Below are 26,119 nucleotides of genomic sequence, written 5' to 3'. Positions count from 1 at the left end.
AAGCGGGACAATATGCCTGAAAAAAGCCAATTGCACTGCTCCTGCAACCCTAAAAAATAATAGCTATTAATCTAAGAACAATGAACTTAGGATTATTTAGCAAGAATAAACTATCTTTGCACAAATTACAGAATTTATGAACAATAAGGAAGGCAATAATAAAGGAGGCGGATCGAGACCAAATAGCTCAAGATCAAACTCTAACAAGCCAAAACCTCCTATGGCGAAGCGCGCTCAAGGGCCAAAAAAAGTGAAACCTGCTGTTAAGGCTGCCGAAGAAGAAAAGGCTGAAAAAATCAAAAAACAGAATCAGGCTCCAAAAAGACAAAAAGCTGCAGACGAAATTCGTTTGAACAAATACATCTCTAATTCAGGAGCTTGTTCACGTCGTGATGCTGACATATACATTCAGTCTGGAAACGTTAAAGTAAACGGTATTCCGGTAACTGAAATGGGTTATTTAGTAAAATTAAACGATGTTATTAATTTTGACGGTGTTGTTTTGACTCCTGAAAAGAAAGAATACATCTTATTGAACAAACCTAAAAACTTTACAACAGCTCTTGACGAAGGTCAGGAATACCGTAACGTTCTCGAACTTGTTCGTGGTTCTACAACAGCAAAAATTGCTCCGATTGGTAGAATGGACAAAAATACAACTGGATTATTGTTATTTACTAATGATACAGATATGATTCGTAAATTTACTTTACCAAGTCAGAAATCATCTAAAATCTATCAGGTTTCATTAGATAAAAACTTGAAATTCGAGGATCTGGAAAAAATAAGCAAAGGTTTAGTTCTTGACGGACACCGCGTATTTGTTGAAGAAATTAGTTATATCGAGAAAGAAGCAAAAAGCGAAGTTGGTCTTAAATTACGTTCATCGAATGTAAAAGTGGTTCGTGCAATTTTCGAAAACTTTGACTACGATGTTTTACGTATTGATCGTGTATCATTTGCTGGTTTGACAAAAAAGAATTTACCCCGAGGTAACTGGCGCTTTTTGACCGACCAAGAAATCATCAATTTGAAAAACGTTTAAAAAACGCTTCAAATTACTTAAATACAAATCCTGTTTTACTTTTGTAAGATGGGATTTTTTTATTTAAAAACTGAAAAAGTTATGTCCGAATAAGGTAAAAATTGATCTTCCGATAGATTGGTTTTTTTCTTCGACTGTTTCGAAACATGAAAAACCTAAGATAATTTTGATTCCAGGCGGAATACTATTTAAAATATCTCTTTTTTGATCCTCTAGTAGTAATTTTAAACTATCTAAGATTTGGATATTATTTTTAAGATACGAGATAACTAATAAGGCTGAAAAATTAAGAATCTCTCTTGCTGTCTCACTTTTGATGCCGACTTCATTTGAAACCATCTCAGAAATTCTTCCTTTTTTATTGGCAAAAATTTCTTTCAGCAAATCGTTTCCTTCTAAACGGTAACAATCATCTACTGATAAAATTCGGCCGGATGTAAAATCAATTTCCTGATAAAATGTCGAATCTTCTTTTAGGTGTGAAATTATTCCTTTACAAAAATCCGATTCCTCGGTCCTATTATACAACCCCATTAAAACTGTACCTATTGAAACATCGATTCCTTTAATTAAAAGTGCATCATTTTCAAAATAAAATTTGTTCAATTTTGAAACAACATTAGAAGATATAAAACGTCTAAGTTCAATTTGTAGGTTTGGGGTCATACTTAAATTGTTTTAAAAATTATTTAAATCTATTCAAAATAACCGATAAAGTGAGGCTTTTTATCGTTTATCAGGATAAAAATATAAAATATTTTAACATTTCCAAAAAAACAGCAAATAAATACAATTGTATAATTAACAGTTGTTTAATAAAAAAATCAAGTAGAACCAGCAAACATAACCCTTTAGGTATCAATTCAAATTGAAAATAATTTTTCTTAAAATTATAAAAAATAAGAAAAAAGCTTAATGTATGTTACATAATTAAAACAAAAGGTTTCGATATTCCCATGTTGTATGTAAAAATATACCCAAAAAAATGATACAAAACATAAAGTTGATAAAACTGGATGCCAGAAAACCAAGTAACGATCCAGTTGCGGCTTTTAATGCCCGCTTATGGTTTTTAGAGTCATAGATTAATTCGCCTATAAAAGCCCCAACAAAAGGACCAATGATAACTCCAAAAGGGATAGGAGCCAGAATACCAACAATTAACCCAATATTAGTACCCCAAATTCCGTAAGAGCTTCCGCCAAATTTCTTTGTTCCTTTGGCAGGAATTACATAATCCAAAACTGTAATAATGATCGTTATCACAAGAGTAATTCCTAAAATCCAGTAATTATTTTCGACAGCTTTTGTCAGATATAACAATAACAATCCAACCCAACAACTGGATAAACCGGGCACAACTGGAAGAAAACTTCCAAAAACACCCACAATCACACATATAAAACCGAGCAGCAATAAAAGTAAATCCATAATTTTTTTGTAATTTTGCACTTACAAATCTTTAGTAAAAACCAGTCAATGCAAAGACTTTTGAAATTTGTATTATTATTTTCTTTGATTATTGTAATCAACAATAGTGGCTATGCGCAAGTTAAAAAGCTTTCGGTCGATGACCAATTACTACAGGATAGCATCTATAAAAGTAATAAGAAAAAAGTTTTAAATTTTTCTATGAAAGAATTTGATACACTTTTCTTTGAATACTTTAATCGCAAAATTGATCCAAATGTTGTTTTAACAAAAAAAGATTTTTACAATTACACGGTTCAAATTGCCACTTTCTCAGACCGACTGGCAAAATTATATCCTGAACAAAAAGAAGTTGCAGCACAAAACAAAGAAAAATGGCTTTCAGAAAGCTATGAAGATTATCTGCAATACAAAACTTCCCAAAAAAAATAATTGTATTTTTATACCAATAATCATTTCATTCAATTCAACATCAAAATCTTGAAGCATTTTTTCCTTTTATTAATTATTTTATTTTTCAATTCTTGTCAATATTTTGAGAAGCAGGTTCCGTCTGAAAAAGAATTACTTCAAAAAGAATTAAAATCAATAAACTGGAAGGAAGTTGATGAATATCCATCAGTCGCCAATTGCGAAAAAATTGCCGATAAAAAACTGCGCCAGCAATGTTTTTTTCAGGTAATGGCACAACTTATTCAGGAAAAATTAGATATCGATACACTTTCAATATTATATCCGGAACTCGATACTATCGAAGTAAAAGTGACCGTTTTCCCTAATTCCACTATGGAATTTGAACCACAGTTTCCTAAAGATTCTGTTGCTTATGATACCATTAAAATAGACAGTATTTTACGCGCTCGTTTGATTGATTTCCCAAAAGTAAATCCTGCACTAAAACGCGGACTTCCGGTAAAAACTCAATTTATTTTGCCGGTAATTTTAAAGGCTAAAGAGAAGAAATAGTTTTTTTAAAACCATATAAGTGATATAAGTTCATTAAACCAGCTCCTATTATAGAAGTTTTAACGAGCTATTCCTGCTGTACTTCGCGGAGTTTATTTGCGATTCTTCGTTTCTCAAGATGAAGATTGAAAACAGAAAACACAAAAAAAAATCCGTATAAATCCGCGTCTTTGCGAAGCAAATCCCTGCCATCCGTGTGCCATTCTAACTTCCCTAAATAATCCCAAAGTTTTAGAATTTGGAATTTATTTACCAAATCTTCTTCCTTTCCATTCGTACGAACCCAGCAAACTGTAAAATGCCACAGTCACACTAAAAAAAGGATAAAGCAAGCTACTTAAAACCAAGCTTTTTATTCTGGTTTTAGTTAAAAATTGATTTGTTTTATAAAGAAGTATAAAGTCAATCGTGAACTTTAAAAAAGCAAACAAAAAGAACAATTGGTAATGCAAAATTCTGAGTATAAAAAACAAAAAACCAATTACAAAACTCAAATTCCCAAAGAAAACAATCAAGCCCAGAAACTTCCCGAAATTACTTTGATATGAAGATGTTTTTGCTGCCCAACGCACTCTTTGATAAAATAAAGATTTCCAGTTTTCTGTTGGTTTTGTAACGACAATTGCTTCTTCTGACTTTAAATAATGAACCTGATCGGGGAATAAGTTAGCTGCTTTTTGCAAAAGAAAAACATCATCGCCACTGGCAATTTTATTGTTTCCATCAAATCCGTTTAGTTTTTCGAACAATGATTTTGTGTACGCAAAATTAGCTCCATTACACATAAAAGCCTTTTTAAGTCCAAAACTTCCTATTGTTGCACCTTGTAAGCTCGTTAAATCTAATTGTTGAAAATGATGCAAGAATAAATTTTCGCATTCATAAGTAACTGCGCCAGCAAGCATAGAAACGTTATTCTGGTGAATATAATTGTCAAATGTAATGAGCCAGTTCTCTGGCACTACGCAATCAGCATCAGTTGTAATAACCCAAGTTGTTTTAACCTGTTGCATTGCAGTTGAAATAGCATCTTTTTTAGGCGAATTCGAAACTCTGATATTGTCAATTATCGAAACTTGGAATTTGGAACTTAAAATTTGGAATTTCTCCTTCGAACTATCATCCACTAAAATTACTTCGAACAAATCAGTTGGATAATTCAACTTTGAAAAACTGTTTAAAAGATTCGGCAAATTTTCGGCTTCATTACGAAACGGAACTATAATAGTAAAACTAGTTTGCGGTTTTAAATCTGTTTTTTGATACTTTTTTGCTTTAGCAAAACCATATATAAGTACAATAATGCCGAACAAGTAAGTAACTAAAAATAAACTTATAACAGTGGCAATCATAACTTTAGTTTAAAATCAATATTCATAAGCAAATGTAGTCCCAACGGGACATTTTATCGTCGTGTATTCTATTTTATACCAATATTTAGCTCCTACGGAGTATTTGCCGGAATTATCAATTGTTGTATTCCCTATAAAAAACACTAAAACATATCTCGGAGAGATTATATATTGGTAACAAAAAGCAGCCCTTATATCATGCCAAATGTCCCGTAGGGACTATACAAATCTTTTAATTATATAAAATACAATTACTAATTTACCTGACTAGCAGAACTTTTAAAATTCAACACATAATAAGCACCAATGACTACAGGTAAAACAACATTAAGAAACCACATCAAAGTACTTATAAAAACAACAATCCATTCGTTTACACCTAAAATACCAAAGAAATAAATCGCCACACTTCCTTTTACAGCAAAGTCTAAAAATTGAAATGTTGGTAATGAAGATGCTAAAAAATAAACTACTGCAATTGTAGCAATCAAAGTGAAATAAGGCAAATGAACATCAAAAGCCAAAAACAAAAAGTAATATTGATGCGAGAATACCAAATAACGTAAAGTTCCTAAAAAAATATTTTTACGATGAATTGCTTTTGGAATTTCATTAATCTTATGCAATAATTTTTCAATGGAATATCCTTTGATTTTTATTTTCTTCAATGACAACAAAACAACAAAAAGCAATACAAAACCTCCAAACAAAATACCAACGGTTTGAGCTGTAATAACTTCATATTTTGAATTGAAATATAACAACCCGAAAATCCCAAAAATTACAGTTAGAATCATTTGGATTCCGTTGCAAATCAAATTCAGAAAAACTACTTTTTTAGCTTCAGATTTTGGATAAAATAATGCTTTTCCGGCATATTCTCCTACTCCATTTGGCGTGAAGATTCCTGCTGTTAAAGCAGCCAAAACCTGTTTTGTAGCTTCGCCGAGAGAAATTTCGTGAATTACTTTGGCTAGATTCTGCCACTTTAAAATCTCGAAATAACGATTCAAAACACTTAAAAGCAATATAAAACCAATCCCTGAAACGGACTGATTTTTACGAAACAGTGTGATGAACTTCTGCCAGTCTAATTTGTCATTGTGCGCCAACTGATTATAAATAAAATAAAATGCGCCACCTACAATCAAAAGTTTGACCAGAAGAACCAGGAATTGTTTAGCTTTGTGAGGAATTGAAATCATGCTGCAAAAGTAATCAATTTGAAAATGTGGCAATTTGAAAATTAGAAAATGAATAAGAACATTTTATAGAAATTTTCTAACTTGAAACCTGAAACTTGAAACAAAAAACACTTGACAAAAGAACGCATCATATTAGGTATTGACCCCGGAACCACAATTATGGGTTTTGGATTGATAAAAGTCATCAATAAAAAAATGGAGTTTCTGCAATTGAACGAATTGCAACTTTCCAAATACGACAATCATTACCAAAAACTGAAAATCATTTTTGAACGCACAATCGAACTAATCGAAACACATCATCCGGACGAAATTGCGATTGAGGCACCTTTCTTTGGTAAAAACGTACAATCGATGTTAAAGTTAGGTCGTGCGCAAGGCGTGGCAATGGCAGCAGGACTTTCAAGAGACATCCCTATAACCGAATATGAACCTAAAAAGATCAAAATGGCAATTACCGGAAACGGAAATGCCAGTAAAGAACAAGTTGCAAAAATGCTGCAACAACTTTTGGGTTTAAAAGAGTTACCGAAAAATCTGGATTCAACTGATGGTTTAGCGGCCGCGGTTTGTCATTTCTTTAATTCAGGTAAAATCGTTGCCGGAAAAAGTTACACAGGCTGGGATGCTTTTGTAAAACAAAACGAAGAACGAGTTAAAAAATAATGTGTCAATTGAGGAAATTTGATAATTAGATAATTTTAACACAACAAATTAATTATCTAATTGACTCATTATCTAATTATCTAATTAAAATGTCAGGTATCTACATTCATATTCCTTTTTGCAAGCAGGCTTGCCATTATTGCGACTTTCATTTTTCGACTTCGATGAAAAAGAAAGATGATATGGTTTTGGCTTTAGCCAAAGAAATTGCCATGCGTAAAAATGAGTTTTCAACTGAAATTGTAGAAACTATTTATTTTGGCGGCGGAACTCCTTCGGTATTATCAAATGACGAAATAAACTTTTTAATTGCTGAAGTTTATAAAAATTACAAAGTCGTTGCAAATCCTGAAATCACACTCGAAGCTAATCCTGATGATTTATCCACAGAAAGAATTCTCGAATTATCTAAAAGCCCAATAAACCGTTTGAGTATTGGAATTCAGTCTTTTTATGAAGAAGATTTGCAGCTGATGAATCGTGCTCATAATTCGGTGGAAGCCATAAATTGTTTGACAGAAGCAACTAAATATTTTGACAATATTTCGCTTGATTTGATTTACGGAATTCCGGGATTAACTGATGAAATGTGGAGAAAAAATATTGAAACGGCATTGTCATTTGGCATTCCGCACATATCGAGTTACGCTTTAACAGTTGAACCCAAAACAGCTTTAAGAAAACTAATCGATACCGGAAAAATTGCCGAACCTCAGGACGAAGTTGCTTCGAATCATTTTATGATTTTGGTTGAAACACTTCAAAAAAATGGTTTTATTCATTACGAATTGTCCAATTTCGGGAAAGAGGGTTATTTCTCTAAAAATAATTCGGCGTATTGGTTAGGCAAAAAATACATCGGAATCGGTCCTTCAGCACACAGTTATGATGGAGAGAAAAGAGGCTGGAATATCGCTAATAATTCTCTTTACATAAAATCAATTCAGAACGATGAACTTCCAATAGAAACTGAAATCCTCACGATTTCTGATCGTTATAACGAATATATTATGACTGGTTTGAGAACAATTTGGGGTGTTTCATTAGGAAGAATTGAAACTGAATTTGGTTTAGAATATTTGAATTATTTACAAAATCAAAGTCAGAAATTCTTAGATGATGATCTGCTTTTCATTGAACACAATATCTTAAAACCAACTCCAAAAGGAAAATTTTTGACAGATGGAATTGCTTCAGATTTATTTTATCTAAATTTGGAATAAGGTCTAACCGCAAGGTTCGCTAAGGTTTACGCAAAGAACGCTTTTTTGTAGGAATAAATTTATATTAAATAAATTTTAAACGTAGATTTGAGTTTTAATATTTATAATTAATACTCATGTCAGAAAATGAATTATCACGAATTGTGTTTGATTGCGCCTTAAAAGTTCATCAAAATCTAGGACCCGGACTTCTGGAAAGTGCTTATGAAGAATGCCTTTTTTATGAATTAAAAAAATCAGGTTTAGCAATTGAAAAGCAAAAACCTCTCCCTTTAATTTACGAAGAAATAAAATTAGAAATTGGTTATCGATTAGATATTATAATTGAAAATAAATTAATTTTGGAAATAAAATCGGTTGATGCTTTAAATGAAATCCATTTCGCTCAACTATTAACTTATTTAAAATTAACAAATTGCAAATTAGGTTTACTTATAAATTTTAATGTCGTTTTAATAAAGAATGGAATTCGCAGGGTTGTAAATAAACTTTAGCTTCTTAATTTAAAGAGACAATTAATAAAACCTTGCGAACTTTGCGTAGAACCTTTGCGACCCTTGCGGTTAGAACTATGATAGCAAAAATAAACAACTTCGAAATCGACTTATCAAAACCCATTGATATCTCAATTCCGCTAACGAATACAGACGAAAACCCAATTGCTTGGTATATTGAAAAACCAGTGATTGAACCTGTAGTTTTTGGAGACTGGATCGGGAAAGTTTCTGAAGGAAAATCATCGACTAATTTCAATAATATTTTCTTCAATCCACACGGACATGGAACTCACACTGAATGTTTAGGACATATAACAAATGATTTCTATAGTATTAATCAATCTTTGAAACAATTCTTTTTTTTTGCAAAATTAATTACGGTTGAGCCGGAAAATATTGGTGAGGATTTGGTGATTACCAAAGATCACATTTCGACTTCGCTTAATGGGACAAATGCATCGAATCCAGTCAGCATGAAAACTGAAGCTTTGATTATCAGAACACTTCCCAATCAAAAAGACAAAAAATCAAGAAAATACTCGAATACAAATCCGCCTTATTTATCTGAAGAGGCAGCGATTTTCATCCGCGAAAGCGAAATTCAGCATTTATTAATTGATTTGCCAAGTGTCGACAAAGAACATGACGAAGGTAAATTATTAGCACACAAAGCATTTTGGAATGTAAAAGATACTTTAAACTTAAATCCAGATGCCAGATTTAATGCAACAATTACCGAAATGATTTTTGCAGCAAATGAAATCGAAGATGGAGATTATATACTAAATATTCAAATTGCTTCATTTGAAAACGACGCAAGTCCTTCAAAACCAACACTATATAAGATCTTATAAACGTTCGCCACGAATTACACTAATTTGCACTAATTTTTATATGCAAAAACAGAAAAAATAATTCGTGATAATTCGTGTAATTCTTGGCAAAAAAACAAATTATGATTATAGTATCTACAGATAAAACTAAACTCGACGTTCCTTTTATACAAAACTTCTTAAAAGATATTTATTGGGCGGCAGGACGAACTATCGAAGAAGTTCAGACAACAATTGATGCTTCGGTCTGTTTTGGAATTTATTTAAATGATAAACAAATTGGCTTTGCCAGAGTAATTACAGATTATGTGGTTTTTGGATATGTGATGGATGTCTTTATTATCGAAGAACACCGTGGAAAAGGATATTCGTCTATTTTAATTGAAGCAATGATGAACGAACCCATTCTTAAAAATATTCAAATATGGAGATTGGCTACGACCGATGCTCATTTTTTATATCGTAAATTTGGTTTTAAACAATTAGAACATCCTGAAAAATTAATGGAGAAAAAACTATGATGAAAACTGTTATAAAACTGGAAGAATTTGGCTTATTTGCGCTTGGAATTTATTTATTTAGCCTTTTAAATTATCAATGGTGGTGGTTTTTGGTTTTGCTTTTAGCTCCGGATCTTTCTATGATTGGTTATGCTTTTGGGAATAAAGCAGGTGCTTTTTTCTACAATGTATTTCATCATAAAGGACTCGCAGTTTTGCTTTATATGACAGGTTGTTATTTGCAAATTGAAATTTTACAGCTTATCGGAATTATTCTGTTTTCTCATTCGGCAATGGATAGAATTTTTGGCTACGGCTTGAAATATGATAAAGGTTTTAAATACACGCATTTAGGAGAAATTGGTAAATAAAAAATGATATGAATCTGGAAACGTATTACGAATATTGCCTTTCAAAAAAAGGAGTCAGCGAACATTTTCCTTTTGATGAAGACACTTTGGTTTTTAAAGTTGGAGGTAAAATGTTTGCCTTATCATCTTTATTGCAATGGGAGAAAAACGAAGCTTCTGTTAATTTAAAGTGTGATCCTGAACGTGCTCAGGAATTACGAGCTGAATATGATGAGATAAAACCAGGCTTTCATATGAGCAAAGTACATTGGAACACAATTGCTTTAAACGGAAGTTTATCTACTGCTTTTGTCAAAGAATTAATTGATCATTCGTATGAATTGGTTTTCAAAAGTTTGACAAAGAAAATTCAGAATGAAATTATTGAATTAGAAAATTAGGCATTACATTTGTAACGTAAGACAAAAAACTTAACCACTCAATTAATTTGCAACTTAGCAACTTATAGAACATGAAAGAACAATTTAAAAAATTTCTGAACGAAGAACAAGATCCAAAAGCGATTGAAAAAATTACTTCAAAACTCAATGATTTATTGATGAAAGGTGAAGAAGTTGGATATATTGCTGTTCAAAAAAAACCGGCAATTACTGTTTTTCCTGATAGTATTGTATTAACAAATAAAAGAATCATCATTTGTGAACCTAAAAATCTAGGTCTTTCAATGAATTTCACAGATTATACCTGGGATACTGTTGCTGGTGCTTTTGTAAAAGAAAACATTTTAGGTTCTGAATTCTCATTTAACACCAATACTGATTTATCAATTTCTATTGATTATATCCCGAAGATTCAGGCCAGAAAAATATATACTTACGCAAAAGAGCAATTGGATTTACTTAAAAATCCTGCTTTTGCCGAAACTCCAATTGTAGAAACTGCACAAATCATTGAAGAAGAAGACGACATTGAAGATGACGTAGAAGAAGTTGAAGCTGAAGAAGTAACGAATTATGCTGAAATCATGCCTGCTACAACTCCATCTTATACAGAAACTTATGAGCCAATTCAACAAACTCAGCCTTCAACAGGAGATCGCAAATTAAGTGATTTATCTAAAGAAGAACTTTTTGATAAATTGCAGAATTACAAAAAATTGCTGGATAACGGATTAATCATGCAAGGCGAATATGATACTTATAAAAAAGAAATATTGAGTTACATGTAATTTAGTCTGAAAGTCTAAAGTTATAAAGTCAAAAGAAAGCCCGAAATAGAAATTCTATTTCGGGCTTCTATTTTTATGTAATCCAATTGAATTTCAGACTTTCGACTTTCAAACTTTAGGACTTAAAGAGTTGCTTTCTGTTTTTCTACAAAACTATGCGCCTGCAGTTCTAATAACTCCGTCGCTTTCCTGCGTTGAAGATCATACAAGCTTTTATCTTCTGCAATATCAGCATATACTTTATCATGCATTTGAGCACTTGTTTTCACCAATAATTCACGTTGGTATTTATTTTGCGTCAAAGTTGCTTTCATCGCTGTTTCGGCTTCTTCTTGTTTAAAATCAAATTCGCCTTTTGGGGCTAATAATTTCGCTATAATCGGAGACGTTTCAATCGCCAGAAACAACAACATAATAAAGAATGATGGCAACCACGGCAATTTATCCAAAGCATTAATACGCGCCATCAATCCGTCAAAACCTTCAATAATAGGCTGAGTTTGCGAAACTTTTTTATCTAAATCTGCTTGTAATTTTTGTCCTGTTTTTTCTTTTTCGGCAATTTTAGCTTCGTTTGCTGTCTTTAAAGCTGCAAATTCTTTTAAAGATGCATCGTGCTTTTCTCGTTTCTCTTTATAAACAGGTCCTTTACCCAGTTTTTTAGTTCCGGTAGTTCCCTCAGCTTCTGTGATATAGGTTGAGTACAGTGCATTTACTTCTTTTTCTTTTTTAAGAATATCATCTTTTAAAGCAGCGATTTCGGCTTTATTTTTATCTACATCTGATTTAAAATAATTACCAACTTGTTTTTTATTGGCTAATTCCATTTCATTTTTCTCTTTTAATAAAACGGTATTGATTTCTTTTTCGAAAATTTTAATCTCCAAAGGCTTAGAAATTACGATAGCAATAATAACTGCCAGCATAATTCTAGGTGTAGCTTGCAGAAATTCATCAAAAAAACGATCTCTTTTTTTGATCGTTGAAACGATAAATCGGTCTAAATTAAAGATTAATAAACTCCATACAAACCCAAAAGCCAAAGCCGGATAAATAGAATCAAAAACAGTAAAAAGCGCATAAGCACTGGCAAGGAAAGCCATAACTGCGGTAAAGAAAACGGTGGCGCCAATACCAACATATTTGGTTTGTTCGCCTTCTGAGCAACCTTCGAGTAAGTCCCGATCAGCTCCGGAACATAGGATAAAAAATTGTTTTAACATGATTGATGATTTTTGATTGTGATTGATAGGGCAAATTTAACGCCAAAAATTTAATTCTGAGTTAATTAGTTGATTTGTTTTTATTTGGCTGTCAATAATTTAGCTTTGAGATGTTATTTAAATATCATCTCGTTTTGATTTTAACGCGATAATCATAACACTACCTTAATTTTTTTCAACGCCTTTAATAACATTAAGGTTCTAGTTTCGCAACAAATCAAACTAAAACACAATGAAAAAAATTTATTTAGTAGTAACATTCATGCTATTAGCCTTTTCAGGTTATGCTCAAAAAGCCATAATCTCAGGAAAAGTATTAGATATTGATGATAAACTTCCTTTACCAGGAGCAATGATTCAAATTGTAGGTGAAAATAAATACACAGTTTCAGATTATAATGGTCGTTTTGAATTACTAAACATCAATGTTGGGACTTATAAAGTAGAAGTCAAATATATAGGATATACCGCCATAACACAGGAAATTACTGTAGAACAAGGCAAAAATAACGTTCTTGATTTTGCCCTTAAAACATCAGGAACTGAGTTGAACGAAGTAGTGGTTGGAGACATTTTAAAAGGTCAGGCCAAAGCTTTGAATCAACAAAAAAACAGCAAGAACATCGGAAATATTATTTCATCTGATCAAATGGGACGTTTTCCGGATGCCAATGTTGGAGACGCTTTAAAACGTGTTCCGGGTATTACGATGCAAAATGATCAGGGTGAAGCCCGTAACATTATTATTAGAGGTTTAGCTCCGTCATTGAACTCGGTAACTTTAAATGGCGACCGAATTCCGTCTGCGGAAGGAGATAACAGAAACGTACAAATGGACTTAATTCCATCTGATATGATTTCTACTATTGAAGTCAACAAAACCTTAACTTCAGATATGGATGCAGATGCGATTGGAGGTTCTGTAAATTTAGTAACCAGAGCAACTCCTAATGGCGAAAGAATCTCTGCAACTCTTGCCGGAGGTTATTTGCCAATTCGTGAACACGCTTCTTACACAGCAGGTTTAGTTTACGGAAATCGTTTTTTAGACAACAAACTTGGCGCTGTTTTTAGCGGATCCTATAATAATGTAGATTACGGATCTGATAATATCGAAAACGAATGGGTAAAAGATGATTTTGGGAATGAATATCTGCAAGCTTCAGAAATTAGAAAATATGATGTACAGCGTATTCGTCGTAGCGGATCTGTGGCTTTAGATTATAAATTTGACGAAAACAACACCATTTTTGCCAATGCGATTTACAACTGGAGAGACGACAGAGAAAACCGTTTCAGAACCACTTATGATGACATCGAACCAATTTATAACGGGGAACAAATCACCGGTTTTGAAGGTCGTGTAAAACGCCAGACAAAAGGTGGAGTTGATAATAATCGAAATAAAAACAGACGATTAGAAGATCAGCGCGTTCAGAATTATTCGATTCGTGGAGAACATTTAATCAACTCAAAATTAGATTTAGACTGGTCTGCAAATTATGCCAAAGCCAGAGAATATCGTCCGCAAGAGCGTTATATTGAATACCGCCAGAAAGGTCTTGAAATGACTGAAGATTTATCTGACATCAGATTTCCTTTAATGACAACCGTTGGAGAATCTACAGATGAATTCAAATTTGACTCTGTTACAGAAAACACAGATGAAACAAGCGAAAGTGAATTTGGAGCAAAAGTTAATATTCGTTTTCCTTTTACTATTATTCCTTCTGAAAAAGGACGATTGAGAACCGGACTTAGACTTCGATTGAAAGAAAAAGAAAGAAATAACAACTTCTATTCTTACGAGCCAGTCAACGACGGAATGGAATTATTATCTGAAGTTCCAAACAGTTATTATGATGGAAAGAACTTTAATCCGGGAAGCAAATATATTTCGGGAAGTTTTGCTTCTGCCAGTTTCTTAGGCAGTTTAGATTTAAATAATGCCGCATTATTTGACAAGGAATCAAATCCGGCAGAATATTTAGCCGTAAATTATAATGCCAAAGAAAGCATTTATGCCGCTTATGTAAGATGGGATCAGGATTTTAACGATAAACTATCTATGGTTTTAGGTTTTAGAGTTGAAAATACTCACATCGATTATACCGGAAATCGCGTTTTAGACGAAGAAGAATTAGAAAGCGAAATCAACACTAAAAACGCTTATACGAACTTATTACCAAGTATCTCTTTGCAATATAATGCGACAAAAGATTTAGTTTTAAGAGCGGCTGTTACAACGGCTTTGGCAAGACCTAATTATTATGCATTGGCTCCTTACGTAAACAACATTGCTGCTGATAAAGAAATTACAGCCGGAAATCCGGATCTTGATGCAACCTATTCATACAATTACGATTTCATGGCCGAGAATTATTTCAAATCTGTTGGTTTAATTTCAGGAGGTATTTTCTACAAAAGATTAGATAATTTCATTTACAATTATAGCGATAATCAATATACGGATGCAAAATTTGCTGCAGATTTCCCCAATCAGGCAAACCCTGTTCCTGCTGGTGAAAACTGGTCTTTTTTACAATCCAGAAATGGAGATACGGTTGATGTTTATGGTTTTGAAGTCGCATTTCAACGTCAGTTAGATTTCCTTCCGGGGAAATTCCTAAAAGGATTTGGTATTTATTTAAACTATACTTACACAAAATCAAAAGCAAAAGGAATTGCTGATGAAGACGGAAACCAAAGAAATAACATCAGTCTTCCGGGCACAACTCCACATATGTTTAACGGATCATTGTCCTGGGAAAACAAACGTTTTTCTGCCAGAGTTTCGACCAACTTTACGTCAGATTATTTAGATGAATTAGGTTCTGAATCGTATAAAGACAGTTATTACGACAAACAATTTTTCTTAGATGCCAATGCTTCTTTCAAGATTACACCAAAACTTCGTCTTTTTGCCGAGGCCAACAACTTAACCAACCAGCCTTTACGCTACTATCAGGGATTTGAGGCGCATACCAAACAAGAAGAGTACTATCAAGCCCGATACAATTTTGGTTTGAAACTTGACTTGTAATAATCAATTTATAAAATTCTTAAATTAGGCAGAGCTTAGCGGTTCTGTCTAATTTATTCAAATGAAATCCGTAATGAAAAATAAATCTATAATCTCATTTTTACTTTTAAGCACATTAATCGTCGCTTGTAAAGATGACAAACTCGCGCCAGTTGCTGCAAATGCAGTAAAACCAACTGTTGTTACCGAAGCTTTACCACATGATACAGATGATCCTTCTATCTGGATTCACCCAACGGATGCTTCTAAAAGTATTATTGTAGGAACTGATAAAGATACCGATGGCGGTTTGTATGCTTTTGATTTAAAGGGAAAAATCGTTGCAAAATCAGAGGTTTTAAAACGCCCAAACAATGTGGATATCGCTTATGGCTTAGTAATTGATGGAAAAAAAATTGACGTTGCCGTAACTACAGAACGTGAATCGAACAAAATAAGAATTTTTAGTTTACCTGATTTAAAAGCAATTGATAACGGAGGAATTTCCGTTTTTGATGGTGAAAAATTACGTGACCCAATGGGAATTGCTTTGTATACCCGAAAAGTCGATGGTAAAATATTTGCTATCGTAGGAAGAAAATCAGGACCTTCGGGAAGTTATTTATGGCAATATGAACTTTCAGGAAGTGGAAAATTTGTTACAGCAAAAGTCGTTAGAAAATTTGGCGCTTACAGCGGAAAGAAAGAAATTGAAGCCATTGCAGTAGATAACGAATTAGGAACTGTTTTGTATTGCGACGAACAGTTCGGGATCAGGAAATACAAAGCTGATCCTGCTTTAAAAGACAATAAAGAATTAGCTATTTTCGGAAAAACGGGTTTTAAAGCCGATAATGAAGGAATTGCGATTTACAAAAAAACTGATTCTACGGGATATATTTTAGTATCTAATCAGCAAGCCAATACTTTTATGGTTTACCCAAGAGAAGGCGCAAAAGGAAATCCAAACGATTATCCTTTACTAGCCGAAATTCCAACATCAACAATTGAATGTGATGGTGCCGATGTAACCAGCGTAAATTTAGGAGGAAACTTTAAAAACGGACTTTTTGTAGCCATGAGCAACGGAATGACTTTTCATTATTATGCCTGGGATTTGATCCAGAAACGTATCGACGATAGAAAATAGTTTTCAGTCACGGTCGCAGTTTTCAGTTTCTCAACTGTGAATGAATACCGAGACTGAAAACTGAGACTGAGACTGAGACTGAGACTGAGACTGAGACTGAAACTGAGACTGAGACTGAGACTGAGACTGAGACTGAGACTGAGACTGAGACTGAGACTGAGACTGAGACTGAGACTTGAAACCAACAAAAAAGCTGTTCATCACTGAACAGCTTTTTTTAGTTTGAATTAGTAATCTTCCTTATTCTGTAATCGGTGCTCCGGCTAAGATTTCAGCGTTTGCAAACTCTTCAAATTTGGCGAAATTAGCTTTAAATTTCTGAGCCAATTCAATTGCTTTTTTATCGTATAACTCAGGATCTTCCCAAGTATTTCTAGGATTTAAAATTTCACTTGGAACATTCGGGCAAGATTGTGGTTTTGCAATTCCAAATACTGCATGATTTTTAAATTCCACGTTATCCAATTCCCCGTTTAATGCAGCGGTAATCATGGCACGCGTGTATTTTAGTTTCATACGGCTTCCTGTTCCGTAAGCTCCACCTGTCCAGCCTGTGTTGATTAACCAAACTTTTACATCTGCATCTTTCATTTTTTTCGTTAGCATTTCAGCGTAACGCGTTGGGTGTAAAGGCATAAATGGTGCACCAAAACAAGCCGAAAAATTAGGTTGCGGTTCTGTAACTCCTGCTTCTGTTCCTGCAACTTTAGCTGTATATCCTGAGATAAAATGGTACGCTGCCTGACCCGGAGTTAATTTTGAGATTGGAGGCAAAATTCCGAAAGAATCTGCCGTTAAGAAAAATATATTTTTAGGATTATGACCAATAGATCCTGGCTGAATATTATCAATATGTGTTATTGGGTAACTTACACGAGTATTTTGTGTAATTGAAACATCATCATAATCAACTTCGTTTGTTCCTGCTTTGAAAACCACATTTTCTAAAAGCGCTCCTTTTTTGATCGCTCTAAAAATGTCCGGTTCGTTTTCTTCAGTTAAATTAATCACTTTTGCATAGCAACCTCCTTCGAAGTTAAAAACTGTGTTTTCTGCAGTCCAACCGTGTTCATCGTCTCCAATTAACTTACGTGCGGGATCTGCTGATAAAGTTGTTTTTCCTGTTCCTGATAATCCAAAGAAAATGGCTGTATCTCCGGCTTCACCAACATTGGCACTGCAATGCATTGGTAATGTATTTTCAAAAACCGGTAAAATGAAGTTTAAAGCAGAAAAAATCCCCTTTTTCATTTCTCCTGTATAACCTGTTCCGCCAATAAGTGCTACTTTTTTAGTAAAATCTAGAATAGCAAAATTAGACTGGCGCGTTCCGTCTACAGCAGGATCTGCCATAAAACTTGGAGCACAGATTACAGTCCATTCCGGTGTAAAATTAGCTAACTCAGATTCTTCTGGTCTTAAAAACATATTGTAGCAAAACAAGTTTGACCACGCAGTTTCTGTAACAACACGAACATTTAATCTATAATTGGCATCAGAACAAACATAAGAATCACGTACAAAAACTTCTTTGTTTGATAAAAACTGAGTTACCTTATTGTATAGTTTCTCAAAAGCTTCAGATGAAAACGGAATATTTACATTTCCCCACCAGACTTTGTCCTCTGTAATACTGTCTTTTACAATAAAACGATCCTGAGGAGAACGTCCTGTAAATTCACCCGTATTAATTGCCAGTGCGCCTGTAGAATTCTCAACACCTTGGCCTGATTGCAAAGTGATCGCATGCAATTCATCAGCAGATAATTGGTAACGAACTTTTGCATTTTCAATTCCTAATTCATTTAACGAAATCGATTGCGTGAAAACTGTGTGACTGTCCATAAATTTTTAGTTGTGTGTGATAATTTATAAGATGCAAAATTATAGATTTATTATTAATCCTCTAAAAATATTTAGATTTTACTTTTATTTATATCAATAAAGTAAAATCTGACCTTTAAATTAGTAAAACAAAAAAATAACCGCCTCTAATTTGTTTTCTTATAATCCAGTATATGAATTTGTTATATTATTTCCTCATTAAAGCAAAAAACAAAATAAATTCACATAAACAGGATGATATGTTATTTATGAGACAAAATTAAAGATTAATTTTTAGATAGAATTTTTTATTCGGCATTTTATGATTTTTTCCTAAAAATTGTGACAAATAATACTGCCCAAGCAATAATTAATAGAAATCCTCCTAGAGGAGTTGCGAATACAATAATTTTAAAATCGAAGATTGTAAGACTTTTAGTTGCTAATAAATAGATTGATCCACTAAACAGAATTACGCCTGAAACAACTAAATTATAGATAGTTTTAACCGTTTTTTCGGCGATATCTTTTCTGGTAGAAAGAAAAAGTAAAAACAAGGCGTGATACATTTGGTAACGAACACCAACTTCAAAAGTACTTAACTCTTCAACAGCTAGATATTTCTTTAGCAAATGCGCGCCAAAAGCACCAAAAATGATGGCGATCATTCCCATAAAAGCGCCGGCTAAAACAATTTTTCTTTTCATGTTTTCTATACTTTATTTATCCAGCAAAAATACTTCAATACATTTTAAAAAGCATTTTAGTTTTTAAAAATCTTTTATGGAAAAAGGAATTCATTATGTTTTGGCTTCAAAATAAAAAATAATGCATTTTTATAAAATTAAAATTGTTACATATTTAACAATTTAATATATTTGTGTTATATATTTAAAACATGAGAAGCATTTTAATCATTGGAGCCGGTAGATCTGCATCGTCGCTGATACGCTATTTATTATCAAAATCAGAAACTGAAAATCTACATCTGGTTGTAGCGGATTTATCTTTGGCTTTAGCCGAAAAAAAGACACAAAATCATCCTAATGCGACTCCAATTGCTTTGAATATTTTTGATACTAATGAAAGGAAATCGGCAATTGAAAAAGCTTCGATAGTAATCTCAATGTTGCCTGCTCATTTACATATTGAAATTGCAAAAGACTGTCTTGAATTCAAAAAACATCTTGTTACCGCCTCTTATATAAGTGATGCGATGCAAGGACTTGACGAAGAGGTTAAAAAAAGCAATTTAATTTTTATGAACGAAATTGGTCTTGATCCGGGAATCGATCATATGAGTGCCATGAAAGTTATAGACGAAATAAGAGAAAAAGGTGGCAATATGTTACTTTTTGAATCTTTTTGCGGCGGATTAGTCGCTCCAGAATGTGACAATAATTTATGGAATTACAAATTTACGTGGGCACCCAGAAACGTAGTTTTAGCAGGACAAGGCGGCGCAGCAAAATTTATTCAGGAAGGAACTTATAAATATATCCCCTACGGAACAGTTTTTCGCAGAACTGAATTTCTGGAAGTTGAAGGTTACGGTAAATTCGAAGCCTACTCTAACCGGGATTCGCTCAAATACAGATCGATTTATGGTTTAGACGATATCCTGACTTTATATCGCGGAACGATTAGAAGAGTTGGATATTCTAAAGCATGGAATATGTTTGTGCAATTAGGCATGACCGATGACAGCTACATTATGGAAGGTTCTGAAAACATGAGTTACCGCGAGTTTGTGAATTCGTTTTTACCTTATCATCCCACAGATTCTGTAGAAATCAAAACCCGATTGATTTTAAAAATTGATCAGGACGATATTATGTGGGATAAATTGCTGGAATTAGATTTATTTAACCCTGACAAAAAGGTGAATTTACCCAATGCAACTCCGGCACAAATTTTAGAAAAAATATTATCAGATAGCTGGACTTTAGAACCCAATGATAAGGATATGATTGTCATGTATCACAAATTTGGATACATATTAAACGGTAAAAAACAGCAAATCGATTCAAAAATGGTTTGTACCGGCGACGATCAAACGTATACAGCAATGGCAAAAACGGTTGGACTACCGGTTGCAATGGCGACATTATTGATTTTGAACGGAAAAATCACAACTCCAGGCGTACAACTTCCTATAAAAAAAGAAGTGTATTTACCTATTTTACAAGAATTAGAAGAATATGGGGTTATTTTTAACGAACAGGAAATGCCTTATTTTGGATATAATCCAGATCTTTTTTAAGCTCTGGGTTTGTTAGTTTTTTAGAATTTTTTTTTTTAGTTTTTTATTTATCCGCTTCTATATTTCAGAAGCGGATTTTTTTTTAAAAGGGACAAAGGTGTAGAGAGGCAAAGGTTCAAAGTTCAAAATTTTTGTTTCAGGTTTCAGGTTTCAAGTTGCTGAACGTTGAATAGGCTCCGGCTTTAGCTGGGGTTTTAATAAAGAATAGCGAGAAATGGCTTTAGCCGAATAAATCCTTATGCAATCAAAATATTTTGGCTAAAGCCAATTCATTTTACCTAAAAACCCCTAGCTAAAGCTAGGGCTATTCAATTTTGGCGCTAAAAAACCTTTGTTCCTTTGAGCCTCTGCAACTCTGAACCTCTTTTTTTACTTTTCAGGCTGAACCGTAATTGGCAAACTATACATTACCCGAACGGCTTTTCCTTTTTGAGTGGCAGCGATCCATTTTGGTGAAAGTTTCAAAACCCGAATTGCCTCATTTCCTATTCCGTAACCGGCATCTTTTAGAATTATAATATCTGATAGACTTCCGTCTTTTTCAATAATAAATTGCATATTGGTTTTGCCTTCAATCTTATTTTTACCGACTTCTTTTGGCATTTTAAAATTTTTACCGACAAACTTATAGAACTCTGCAATACCTCCCGGGAATTCTGGCAATTTTTCAACGTCGGCTATTTTATAAAGGTCTTTGTCTTTAACTTCGGCTTTGTTTGTCACTTTTTGGGCAATCGATTTTGTGCTAAAAGCAATTAGTAATACAGCCGAAATAACACCAACACTAAATACTTTAAATACAATTTTAATCGGAGATTCTTTTTTGGTCATCATGAGTAAACGTTTTTTAGTTATTAAATAATTAATATTACTTGCCAGAGCAATAGTGGTTGTATTGGATGCAAAGTCAAGTAATAAATTTTGATAATTTCGAACAGAATCAAACTGTTTATTTACAGCTTCATCTGCCAGAAATTCGTGATTAAGTTTAATTGATTTTTTATAAAGCAAAAGCAATGGATTGAACCAAAAAACGATTTGCAAAACTTCGATAAAAAGAATATCCAAAGTATGCTTTTGCTCTAAATGTGCTTTTTCGTGCGCTATTAATTCTGATGGAATTTTGCCTTTTTCGAATTCATTTTTATTGATAAAAATAGATTTCCAAAATGAATGCGGCAAAATAGATTCTTCGATTAAAACTATCTTTTCTCCGTTTATAAATTGCGTTTCATTGTTCTTTATTCTCTTATAAAATGAATACAAATTAAAAATAAACCGAATCGTCAACAACAAAACCATAAAACCATAAACAACTCCAGTTAAAACAATTATAAAATCATTTATTGAAATCATTTCTATATTTTGATTGTTCTTTTGAATAACCAGTTCGTCTAATTGAACCAATCCCATTTTATCCGAAAATGCCGCGCCAAACGAAATAATCTGCAACGGAATCACGAAACTAAAAACCAAACTTGCTAGCAAATAAGCGCGATTAAAACGAAACATTTTCTCGTTTTCTAATGCTAATTTATATACTGCATAAAAAATCAAAAGCAGTATTCCTGATTTTAAAAGATAGAGTATCATTTTTTCTTTTTTTGAATTTCTGAATCGATTATTTTTCTAAGTTCTTCTAATTCTGAAGTTGATAAATTGGTTTCTTTTGTAAAAAAAGAAGCAAATTGTGACGCCGAATTATTAAAGAAACTGCTAATTAATCCGTTTACGTGTTTAGAGAAATAAACGGTTTTTTCGACTAAAGGATAATATTCCCTTGAATTTCCGAATTCGTTATACGCAACGAATTTCTTGTCAATCATTCGCTTTAAAAGCGTTGCAACAGTTGTTGTTGCGGGTTTTGGTTCCGGATATGCTTCAAGCAAATCTTTCATAAAAGCCTTTTCAAGCTTCCAGAGATGTTCCATTAATTGTTCTTCTGAGTTGGATAGTTGCATGTTTATATTTTTGAGGTTCTGAGTTGCTGAGATTCTGAATTACTAAGTTTTTTGCCACGAATTACACTAATTTTCTCGAATTTTGATTATTTATGCCTTCTTGTTGCTTGCGTCTTGTTTCTTTATTCTTGCTTCTTGCTTCTTGCATCTTTATTCTTGCTTCTTGTATATTACTAAAAAAAAATCTGCGCCAATCGGTAAAAATCCGTTAAACCCGTGGGCTATTCTATTACTTTTTCTGAAATTAAATCTCCATTGCTATAGTTTTTAATTTCGGTCAGTTTTCCTTTATCCGAGTAGAATTTCCAATCACCAAAATAAAACCAATGTGTTTCTTCTGAATTGGTTTCTAATTTTGTATTTCCTTTTGATTGTATTTTTCCGTTTTCATAATAATATTTCACGAAGCAAATTCCGTTTTTGTATTTCTCGGTTTTGTAGATTTTTCCGTTAATGTATGATTTCCACTTTTTTACCGGTACGTCATGTTTATAATATTCAAATGACTTATATCTGATGCTATCTTGAGTATAATCATCAACCCAAACGCCTTCTTTTTTATGATCAATCTTTTGATTTATGAGTTTGCTTTTACAACCCAAAAGCAAGATTCCGAAAAAAAATAGTAAAAGAAAGTTTTTCATATTTTTAATTTAACTCTACAATTATAGATTGTGTTCTACAAATGTAGAGTTATTTTTTTAATATGCAAGAAAAAGTTGCTAAGTTTCTAAGGATCTGAGTTTTTAGAATACACAAAGTGCAAAGGTTTTTGAATAGACCCCAGCTTTAGCTGGGGTCTACTGTAGGAATAAAGAGCATGGCTTTAGCCAAATAAATTCTCAGGCGTTTAAAAATTTGGCTAAAGCCAATTCTTTTCATCTAAAAAATCCCCTGGCTAAAGCTAGGGGCTATTCAATTCTGATGCAAAAAACCTTTGTCGCTTTGTTCCTCTACAACTTTGAACCTTTTTTAAACCTTTGCACCTTATTTAAGCGTTAGGGATAGAAGCGATATCCTTTTTGTTTTTTCTTTAAAAACAAAAAGATATAGTGGATAGCCCGACCGTAGGGAACGCCCATAAAAAAATCCGCTCATTGCTGAACGGATTTCATATTATTTGAGATATATCTTTTCAAAATTTAAAGCTTCAATAAAGATGAACCTAAAAAAACTTTGTGTCTGAGTGCCTTTGTGGCAAAAGAAAACTTCGTGGCAAATTTTACTTACTTAATTCTACAAAATATTTGTAAAACAACGGAATAGTTTCGATTCCTTTTAAGAAATTGAAGATTCCGAAGTGTTCGTTTGGTGAGTGAATTGCATCAGAATCCAAACCAAAGCCCATTAAAATCGTTTTGCTTTTTAATTCTTTTTCGAATAAAGCAACAATAGGAATACTTCCGCCTGAACGAACCGGAATTGCCGGAACTCCAAACGTTTCTGTATAAGCTTTATTTGCCGCCTGATACCCAATACTGTCAATTGGCGTAACATAACCTTGTCCGCCATGATGAGGCGTCACTTTTACGGTAACTCCTGACGGAGCAATGCTCGTGAAATGTTTCGTGAACAATTCTGTAATTTCATGCCAATCCTGATTTGGAACCAAACGCATGGAAATTTTTGCAAAAGCTTTGCTCGCAATAACCGTTTTTGCTCCTTCGCCCTGATATCCGCCCCAGATTCCGTTTACGTCTAATGTTGGACGAATGGAGTTGCGTTCGTTGGTTACATATCCTTTCTCGCCGTAAACATCGTTTAAGGCTAGAGCATTTTTATATTTTTCTAAGCTGAAAGGCGCTTTTGCCATTTCGGCTCTTTCCTCTGTAGATAATTCCTGAACTTTATCGTAGAAACCCGGAATGGTAATATGATTGTCTTCATCATGCAAAGAAGCGATCATTTTTGCCAAAACATTAATTGGGTTCGCCACTGCCCCACCGTATAAACCTGAATGTAAATCACGGTTTGGACCTGTAACTTCAACCTCTACATAACTCAAACCACGTAAACCTGTCGTGATAGACGGTTGTTGGTTAGAGATCATTCCGGTATCTGAAATTAAAATAACGTCGTTTTTTAGTTTTTCCTGATTGCGTTCTACAAACCAAGCTAAACTTGCAGAACCTACTTCTTCCTCGCCTTCAATCATGAATTTTACATTACATGGCAAAGAATTGGTTTGCACCATAAGCTCTAACGCTTTTACGTGCATGTACATTTGTCCTTTATCATCACAAGCTCCACGAGCGAAGATTGCGCCTTCGGGATGAATTTCGGTTTTTTTGATTACAGGTTCAAATGGTGGCGAGGTCCATAATTCGATTGGATCCGGTGGCTGAACATCATAATGTCCGTAAACTAAAACGGTAGGCAAATTTGGGTCGATAATTTTCTCTCCGTAGATGATTGGATAACCCGGAGTATCGCAAATTTCGACTAAATCGCAGCCTGCTTTTGATAAACTTTCCTTAACAGCCTCGGCAGTATCAATAACATCTTGCGAATATGCAGTGTCAGCACTTACCGACGGAATTTTTAATAATTCGATCAATTCATTGATAAACCGATCTTTATGTTGTTGAACGTATGACTTTATATTTTCCATTTATGTGATTTTTATAGAATTTCAAAAATACAAAAAATAGAATTAATATTTTTTTACAAAAATGCTTTGAAAATTAGAAGTTATGTTTATCTTTGCACCCACAATTGAGCGGATATGGTGAAATTGGTAGACATGCCAGACTTAGGATCTGGTGCCGCAAGGCGTGTAGGTTCGAGTCCTATTATCCGCACTGAAAAAAGCTTCTGAGAAATCAGAAGCTTTTTTGTTTTTAGGCTTTGCCGAATTTTACGAGCATTTTTTGAACCATATAAGTTCATTTATTGGTTCGCGAAATCATTTACAAAGATGAATACAAAATAGCCACCCACATTGTCAAACCCGACAGGTTTTAAAACCTGTCGGGTTTAGAATGATCCGTAATAAATTAAAGTAACCCCAAAAGTTTGTCATTTCGACCGAAGGAAGAAATCACATCATAAACTCCGCTAAGAATATCATCAATCTTTGTCAAATTTCTTGCGAAGAATGGATTGAAATCCATCCCTACAATATGCTCCGTTCCTCCGGAACTCTTTGTAAAATTCCGGAGGAATCATTTATTTTGTAGCTAGGGATTTCAATCCCTTGAACACAAAGTAACCACAAACAGTGTCATTTCGACCGAAGGGAGAAATCACACTAGAGACTCCGCAAAGAATATGTCAATCTTTGTTAAATTTATTGCGAAGAATGGATTGAAATCCATCCCTACAATATGCTCCGTTCCTCCGGAACTCTTTGTAAAATTCCGGAGGAATCATTTATTTTGTAGCTAGGGATTTCAATCCCTTGAACACAAAGTAACCAC

25 protein-coding genes and 1 tRNA gene are annotated in these 26,119 nt (G+C 33.4%); 15 read left to right on the top strand and 11 right to left on the bottom strand.

The genetic code is table 11. The features are described from left to right. The first annotated feature begins 136 nt into the window (after positions 1–136). Positions 137–1,045: a pseudouridine synthase gene (locus tag ACHRVX_RS09765; protein WP_395331677.1), complete on the top strand. Its 909-nt coding sequence runs from the start codon at positions 137–139 to the stop codon at positions 1,043–1,045. Between the two features lie 63 nt (positions 1,046–1,108). Here the strand turns inward: ACHRVX_RS09765 and ACHRVX_RS09760 are convergent, their stop codons facing one another. Together ACHRVX_RS09760 and ACHRVX_RS09755 are read right to left on the bottom strand one after the other, a co-directional pair. Next, positions 1,109–1,711 (bottom strand): DUF937 domain-containing protein, encoded by a 603-nt coding sequence (locus ACHRVX_RS09760; RefSeq protein ID WP_395331675.1) that lies wholly within the window; start codon positions 1,709–1,711, stop codon positions 1,109–1,111. A 264-nt stretch (positions 1,712–1,975) separates the two neighbouring features. After that, positions 1,976–2,476 (bottom strand): DUF456 domain-containing protein, encoded by a 501-nt coding sequence (locus ACHRVX_RS09755; RefSeq protein ID WP_395331673.1) that lies wholly within the window; start codon positions 2,474–2,476, stop codon positions 1,976–1,978. A gap of 48 nt (positions 2,477–2,524) precedes the next feature. On the opposite strand from ACHRVX_RS09755, the gene ACHRVX_RS09750 reads away from it, so the two are divergent. Next, positions 2,525–2,908 carry a hypothetical protein gene (locus ACHRVX_RS09750; RefSeq protein ID WP_395331671.1) on the top strand — a complete coding sequence of 128 codons (384 nt, stop codon included), beginning with the start codon at positions 2,525–2,527 and terminating at the stop codon, positions 2,906–2,908. A 48-nt stretch (positions 2,909–2,956) separates the two neighbouring features. Next, entirely contained in the window at positions 2,957–3,442 is a 486-nt protein-coding gene (locus tag ACHRVX_RS09745) for a hypothetical protein (protein WP_395331670.1), read from the top strand. A gap of 245 nt (positions 3,443–3,687) precedes the next feature. Here ACHRVX_RS09745 and ACHRVX_RS09740 read toward each other — a convergent pair whose 3' ends face one another. Further along, positions 3,688–4,794, bottom strand: a complete 1,107-nt coding sequence (locus ACHRVX_RS09740; RefSeq protein ID WP_395331668.1) for a glycosyltransferase — start codon at positions 4,792–4,794, stop codon at positions 3,688–3,690. Between the two features lie 254 nt (positions 4,795–5,048). Further along, entirely contained in the window at positions 5,049–5,999 is a 951-nt protein-coding gene (locus ACHRVX_RS09735) for a hypothetical protein (protein ID WP_395331666.1), read from the bottom strand. 111 nt (positions 6,000–6,110) lie between these two features. On the opposite strand from ACHRVX_RS09735, the gene ruvC reads away from it, so the two are divergent. The 8 genes from ruvC to ACHRVX_RS09695 all read left to right on the top strand — a co-directional run bounded on the left by ruvC (position 6,111) and on the right by ACHRVX_RS09695 (position 11,257). Beyond that, positions 6,111–6,665, top strand: a complete 555-nt coding sequence (gene ruvC, locus ACHRVX_RS09730; RefSeq protein WP_065449180.1) for a crossover junction endodeoxyribonuclease RuvC — start codon at positions 6,111–6,113, stop codon at positions 6,663–6,665. 89 nt (positions 6,666–6,754) lie between these two features. Continuing rightward, on the top strand, positions 6,755–7,888 hold the full coding sequence (gene hemW, locus ACHRVX_RS09725) for a radical SAM family heme chaperone HemW (RefSeq protein WP_395331664.1): 1,134 nt from the start codon (positions 6,755–6,757) through the stop codon (positions 7,886–7,888). A 116-nt stretch (positions 7,889–8,004) separates the two neighbouring features. Continuing rightward, positions 8,005–8,382 (top strand): GxxExxY protein, encoded by a 378-nt coding sequence (locus tag ACHRVX_RS09720; protein WP_395331662.1) that lies wholly within the window; start codon positions 8,005–8,007, stop codon positions 8,380–8,382. A gap of 77 nt (positions 8,383–8,459) precedes the next feature. Beyond that, positions 8,460–9,239, top strand: coding sequence for a cyclase family protein (locus ACHRVX_RS09715; RefSeq protein WP_395331660.1), 780 nt, complete (start codon positions 8,460–8,462; stop codon positions 9,237–9,239). A 101-nt stretch (positions 9,240–9,340) separates the two neighbouring features. Next, positions 9,341–9,739, top strand: a complete 399-nt coding sequence (locus tag ACHRVX_RS09710; RefSeq protein ID WP_395331658.1) for a GNAT family N-acetyltransferase — start codon at positions 9,341–9,343, stop codon at positions 9,737–9,739. Beyond that, a complete protein-coding gene (locus ACHRVX_RS09705) occupies positions 9,739–10,089 on the top strand; it encodes a DUF4260 domain-containing protein (protein WP_395332880.1) in 351 nt (116 codons plus the stop codon). The genes ACHRVX_RS09710 and ACHRVX_RS09705 overlap by 1 nt, the downstream gene beginning before the upstream one ends. 8 nt (positions 10,090–10,097) lie before the next feature. Further along, positions 10,098–10,469 (top strand): MmcQ/YjbR family DNA-binding protein, encoded by a 372-nt coding sequence (locus tag ACHRVX_RS09700; protein WP_395331656.1) that lies wholly within the window; start codon positions 10,098–10,100, stop codon positions 10,467–10,469. A 71-nt stretch (positions 10,470–10,540) separates the two neighbouring features. Beyond that, on the top strand, positions 10,541–11,257 hold the full coding sequence (locus ACHRVX_RS09695) for a PH domain-containing protein (RefSeq protein WP_395331654.1): 717 nt from the start codon (positions 10,541–10,543) through the stop codon (positions 11,255–11,257). 122 nt (positions 11,258–11,379) lie between these two features. Here the strand turns inward: ACHRVX_RS09695 and ACHRVX_RS09690 are convergent, their stop codons facing one another. Next, a complete protein-coding gene (locus tag ACHRVX_RS09690; RefSeq protein ID WP_395331652.1) occupies positions 11,380–12,480 on the bottom strand; it encodes a DUF4407 domain-containing protein in 1,101 nt (366 codons plus the stop codon). 232 nt (positions 12,481–12,712) lie between these two features. Between ACHRVX_RS09690 and ACHRVX_RS09685 the strand changes: the two genes are divergently transcribed. Together ACHRVX_RS09685 and ACHRVX_RS09680 are read left to right on the top strand one after the other, a co-directional pair. Beyond that, positions 12,713–15,523 carry a TonB-dependent receptor gene (locus tag ACHRVX_RS09685; protein WP_395331650.1) on the top strand — a complete coding sequence of 937 codons (2,811 nt, stop codon included), beginning with the start codon at positions 12,713–12,715 and terminating at the stop codon, positions 15,521–15,523. 73 nt (positions 15,524–15,596) lie between these two features. Then, the gene (locus ACHRVX_RS09680) at positions 15,597–16,652 is read left to right on the top strand and encodes a phytase (RefSeq protein WP_395331648.1); all 1,056 of its coding nucleotides are present in this window, start codon (positions 15,597–15,599) and stop codon (positions 16,650–16,652) included. A 240-nt stretch (positions 16,653–16,892) separates the two neighbouring features. On the opposite strand, the gene pckA is transcribed toward ACHRVX_RS09680, so the two are convergent. Together pckA and ACHRVX_RS09670 are read right to left on the bottom strand one after the other, a co-directional pair. Then, positions 16,893–18,497, bottom strand: a complete 1,605-nt coding sequence (gene pckA, locus ACHRVX_RS09675; protein ID WP_395331646.1) for a phosphoenolpyruvate carboxykinase (ATP) — start codon at positions 18,495–18,497, stop codon at positions 16,893–16,895. Between the two features lie 299 nt (positions 18,498–18,796). After that, on the bottom strand, positions 18,797–19,183 hold the full coding sequence (locus tag ACHRVX_RS09670) for a DUF423 domain-containing protein (protein WP_395331645.1): 387 nt from the start codon (positions 19,181–19,183) through the stop codon (positions 18,797–18,799). 191 nt (positions 19,184–19,374) lie between these two features. Between ACHRVX_RS09670 and ACHRVX_RS09665 the strand changes: the two genes are divergently transcribed. Then, positions 19,375–20,739 (top strand): saccharopine dehydrogenase family protein, encoded by a 1,365-nt coding sequence (locus tag ACHRVX_RS09665; protein ID WP_395331643.1) that lies wholly within the window; start codon positions 19,375–19,377, stop codon positions 20,737–20,739. 369 nt (positions 20,740–21,108) lie between these two features. Here the strand turns inward: ACHRVX_RS09665 and ACHRVX_RS09660 are convergent, their stop codons facing one another. From ACHRVX_RS09660 to ACHRVX_RS09645, 4 genes are all read right to left on the bottom strand, one after another. After that, on the bottom strand, positions 21,109–22,332 hold the full coding sequence (locus ACHRVX_RS09660; protein WP_395331641.1) for a M56 family metallopeptidase: 1,224 nt from the start codon (positions 22,330–22,332) through the stop codon (positions 21,109–21,111). Then, positions 22,329–22,700, bottom strand: coding sequence for a BlaI/MecI/CopY family transcriptional regulator (locus ACHRVX_RS09655; protein ID WP_194620443.1), 372 nt, complete (start codon positions 22,698–22,700; stop codon positions 22,329–22,331). Before ACHRVX_RS09655 ends, ACHRVX_RS09660 begins: the two co-directional genes overlap by 4 nt. A gap of 221 nt (positions 22,701–22,921) precedes the next feature. Next, the gene (locus tag ACHRVX_RS09650; protein WP_395331639.1) at positions 22,922–23,344 is read right to left on the bottom strand and encodes a hypothetical protein; all 423 of its coding nucleotides are present in this window, start codon (positions 23,342–23,344) and stop codon (positions 22,922–22,924) included. 578 nt (positions 23,345–23,922) lie between these two features. After that, a complete protein-coding gene (locus ACHRVX_RS09645; protein WP_395331637.1) occupies positions 23,923–25,311 on the bottom strand; it encodes a dipeptidase in 1,389 nt (462 codons plus the stop codon). Between the two features lie 108 nt (positions 25,312–25,419). Between ACHRVX_RS09645 and ACHRVX_RS09640 the strand changes: the two genes are divergently transcribed. Continuing rightward, positions 25,420–25,501, top strand: a tRNA-Leu gene (locus ACHRVX_RS09640). Positions 25,502–26,119 lie beyond the last annotated feature (618 nt).

The organism is Flavobacterium sp. FlaQc-47 (assembly GCF_044006475.1).
Lineage (GTDB): Bacteria > Bacteroidota > Bacteroidia > Flavobacteriales > Flavobacteriaceae > Flavobacterium.
Note: the sequence above shows the minus strand (reverse complement) of the source record. Positions and strands in the feature narration are given on the sequence as shown.

Excerpts from the sequence above, each read along its gene's own strand:
- ACHRVX_RS09765 (WP_395331677.1), top strand. The coding sequence starts at position 137 with ATGAACAATAAGGAAGGCAATAATAAAGGAGGCGGATCGAGACCAAAT.
- ACHRVX_RS09760 (WP_395331675.1), bottom strand. The coding sequence starts at position 1,711 with ATGACCCCAAACCTACAAATTGAACTTAGACGTTTTATATCTTCTAAT.
- ACHRVX_RS09755 (WP_395331673.1), bottom strand. The coding sequence starts at position 2,476 with ATGGATTTACTTTTATTGCTGCTCGGTTTTATATGTGTGATTGTGGGT.
- ACHRVX_RS09750 (WP_395331671.1), top strand. The coding sequence starts at position 2,525 with ATGCAAAGACTTTTGAAATTTGTATTATTATTTTCTTTGATTATTGTA.
- ACHRVX_RS09740 (WP_395331668.1), bottom strand. The coding sequence starts at position 4,794 with ATGATTGCCACTGTTATAAGTTTATTTTTAGTTACTTACTTGTTCGGC.
- ACHRVX_RS09735 (WP_395331666.1), bottom strand. The coding sequence starts at position 5,999 with ATGATTTCAATTCCTCACAAAGCTAAACAATTCCTGGTTCTTCTGGTC.
- hemW (WP_395331664.1), top strand. The coding sequence starts at position 6,755 with ATGTCAGGTATCTACATTCATATTCCTTTTTGCAAGCAGGCTTGCCAT.
- ACHRVX_RS09720 (WP_395331662.1), top strand. The coding sequence starts at position 8,005 with ATGTCAGAAAATGAATTATCACGAATTGTGTTTGATTGCGCCTTAAAA.
- ACHRVX_RS09715 (WP_395331660.1), top strand. The coding sequence starts at position 8,460 with ATGATAGCAAAAATAAACAACTTCGAAATCGACTTATCAAAACCCATT.
- ACHRVX_RS09710 (WP_395331658.1), top strand. The coding sequence starts at position 9,341 with ATGATTATAGTATCTACAGATAAAACTAAACTCGACGTTCCTTTTATA.
- ACHRVX_RS09705 (WP_395332880.1), top strand. The coding sequence starts at position 9,739 with ATGAAAACTGTTATAAAACTGGAAGAATTTGGCTTATTTGCGCTTGGA.
- ACHRVX_RS09700 (WP_395331656.1), top strand. The coding sequence starts at position 10,098 with ATGAATCTGGAAACGTATTACGAATATTGCCTTTCAAAAAAAGGAGTC.
- ACHRVX_RS09695 (WP_395331654.1), top strand. The coding sequence starts at position 10,541 with ATGAAAGAACAATTTAAAAAATTTCTGAACGAAGAACAAGATCCAAAA.
- ACHRVX_RS09690 (WP_395331652.1), bottom strand. The coding sequence starts at position 12,480 with ATGTTAAAACAATTTTTTATCCTATGTTCCGGAGCTGATCGGGACTTA.
- ACHRVX_RS09685 (WP_395331650.1), top strand. The coding sequence starts at position 12,713 with ATGAAAAAAATTTATTTAGTAGTAACATTCATGCTATTAGCCTTTTCA.
- ACHRVX_RS09680 (WP_395331648.1), top strand. The coding sequence starts at position 15,597 with ATGAAAAATAAATCTATAATCTCATTTTTACTTTTAAGCACATTAATC.
- pckA (WP_395331646.1), bottom strand. The coding sequence starts at position 18,497 with ATGGACAGTCACACAGTTTTCACGCAATCGATTTCGTTAAATGAATTA.
- ACHRVX_RS09670 (WP_395331645.1), bottom strand. The coding sequence starts at position 19,183 with ATGAAAAGAAAAATTGTTTTAGCCGGCGCTTTTATGGGAATGATCGCC.
- ACHRVX_RS09665 (WP_395331643.1), top strand. The coding sequence starts at position 19,375 with ATGAGAAGCATTTTAATCATTGGAGCCGGTAGATCTGCATCGTCGCTG.
- ACHRVX_RS09660 (WP_395331641.1), bottom strand. The coding sequence starts at position 22,332 with ATGATACTCTATCTTTTAAAATCAGGAATACTGCTTTTGATTTTTTAT.
- ACHRVX_RS09655 (WP_194620443.1), bottom strand. The coding sequence starts at position 22,700 with ATGCAACTATCCAACTCAGAAGAACAATTAATGGAACATCTCTGGAAG.
- ACHRVX_RS09650 (WP_395331639.1), bottom strand. The coding sequence starts at position 23,344 with ATGAAAAACTTTCTTTTACTATTTTTTTTCGGAATCTTGCTTTTGGGT.
- ACHRVX_RS09645 (WP_395331637.1), bottom strand. The coding sequence starts at position 25,311 with ATGGAAAATATAAAGTCATACGTTCAACAACATAAAGATCGGTTTATC.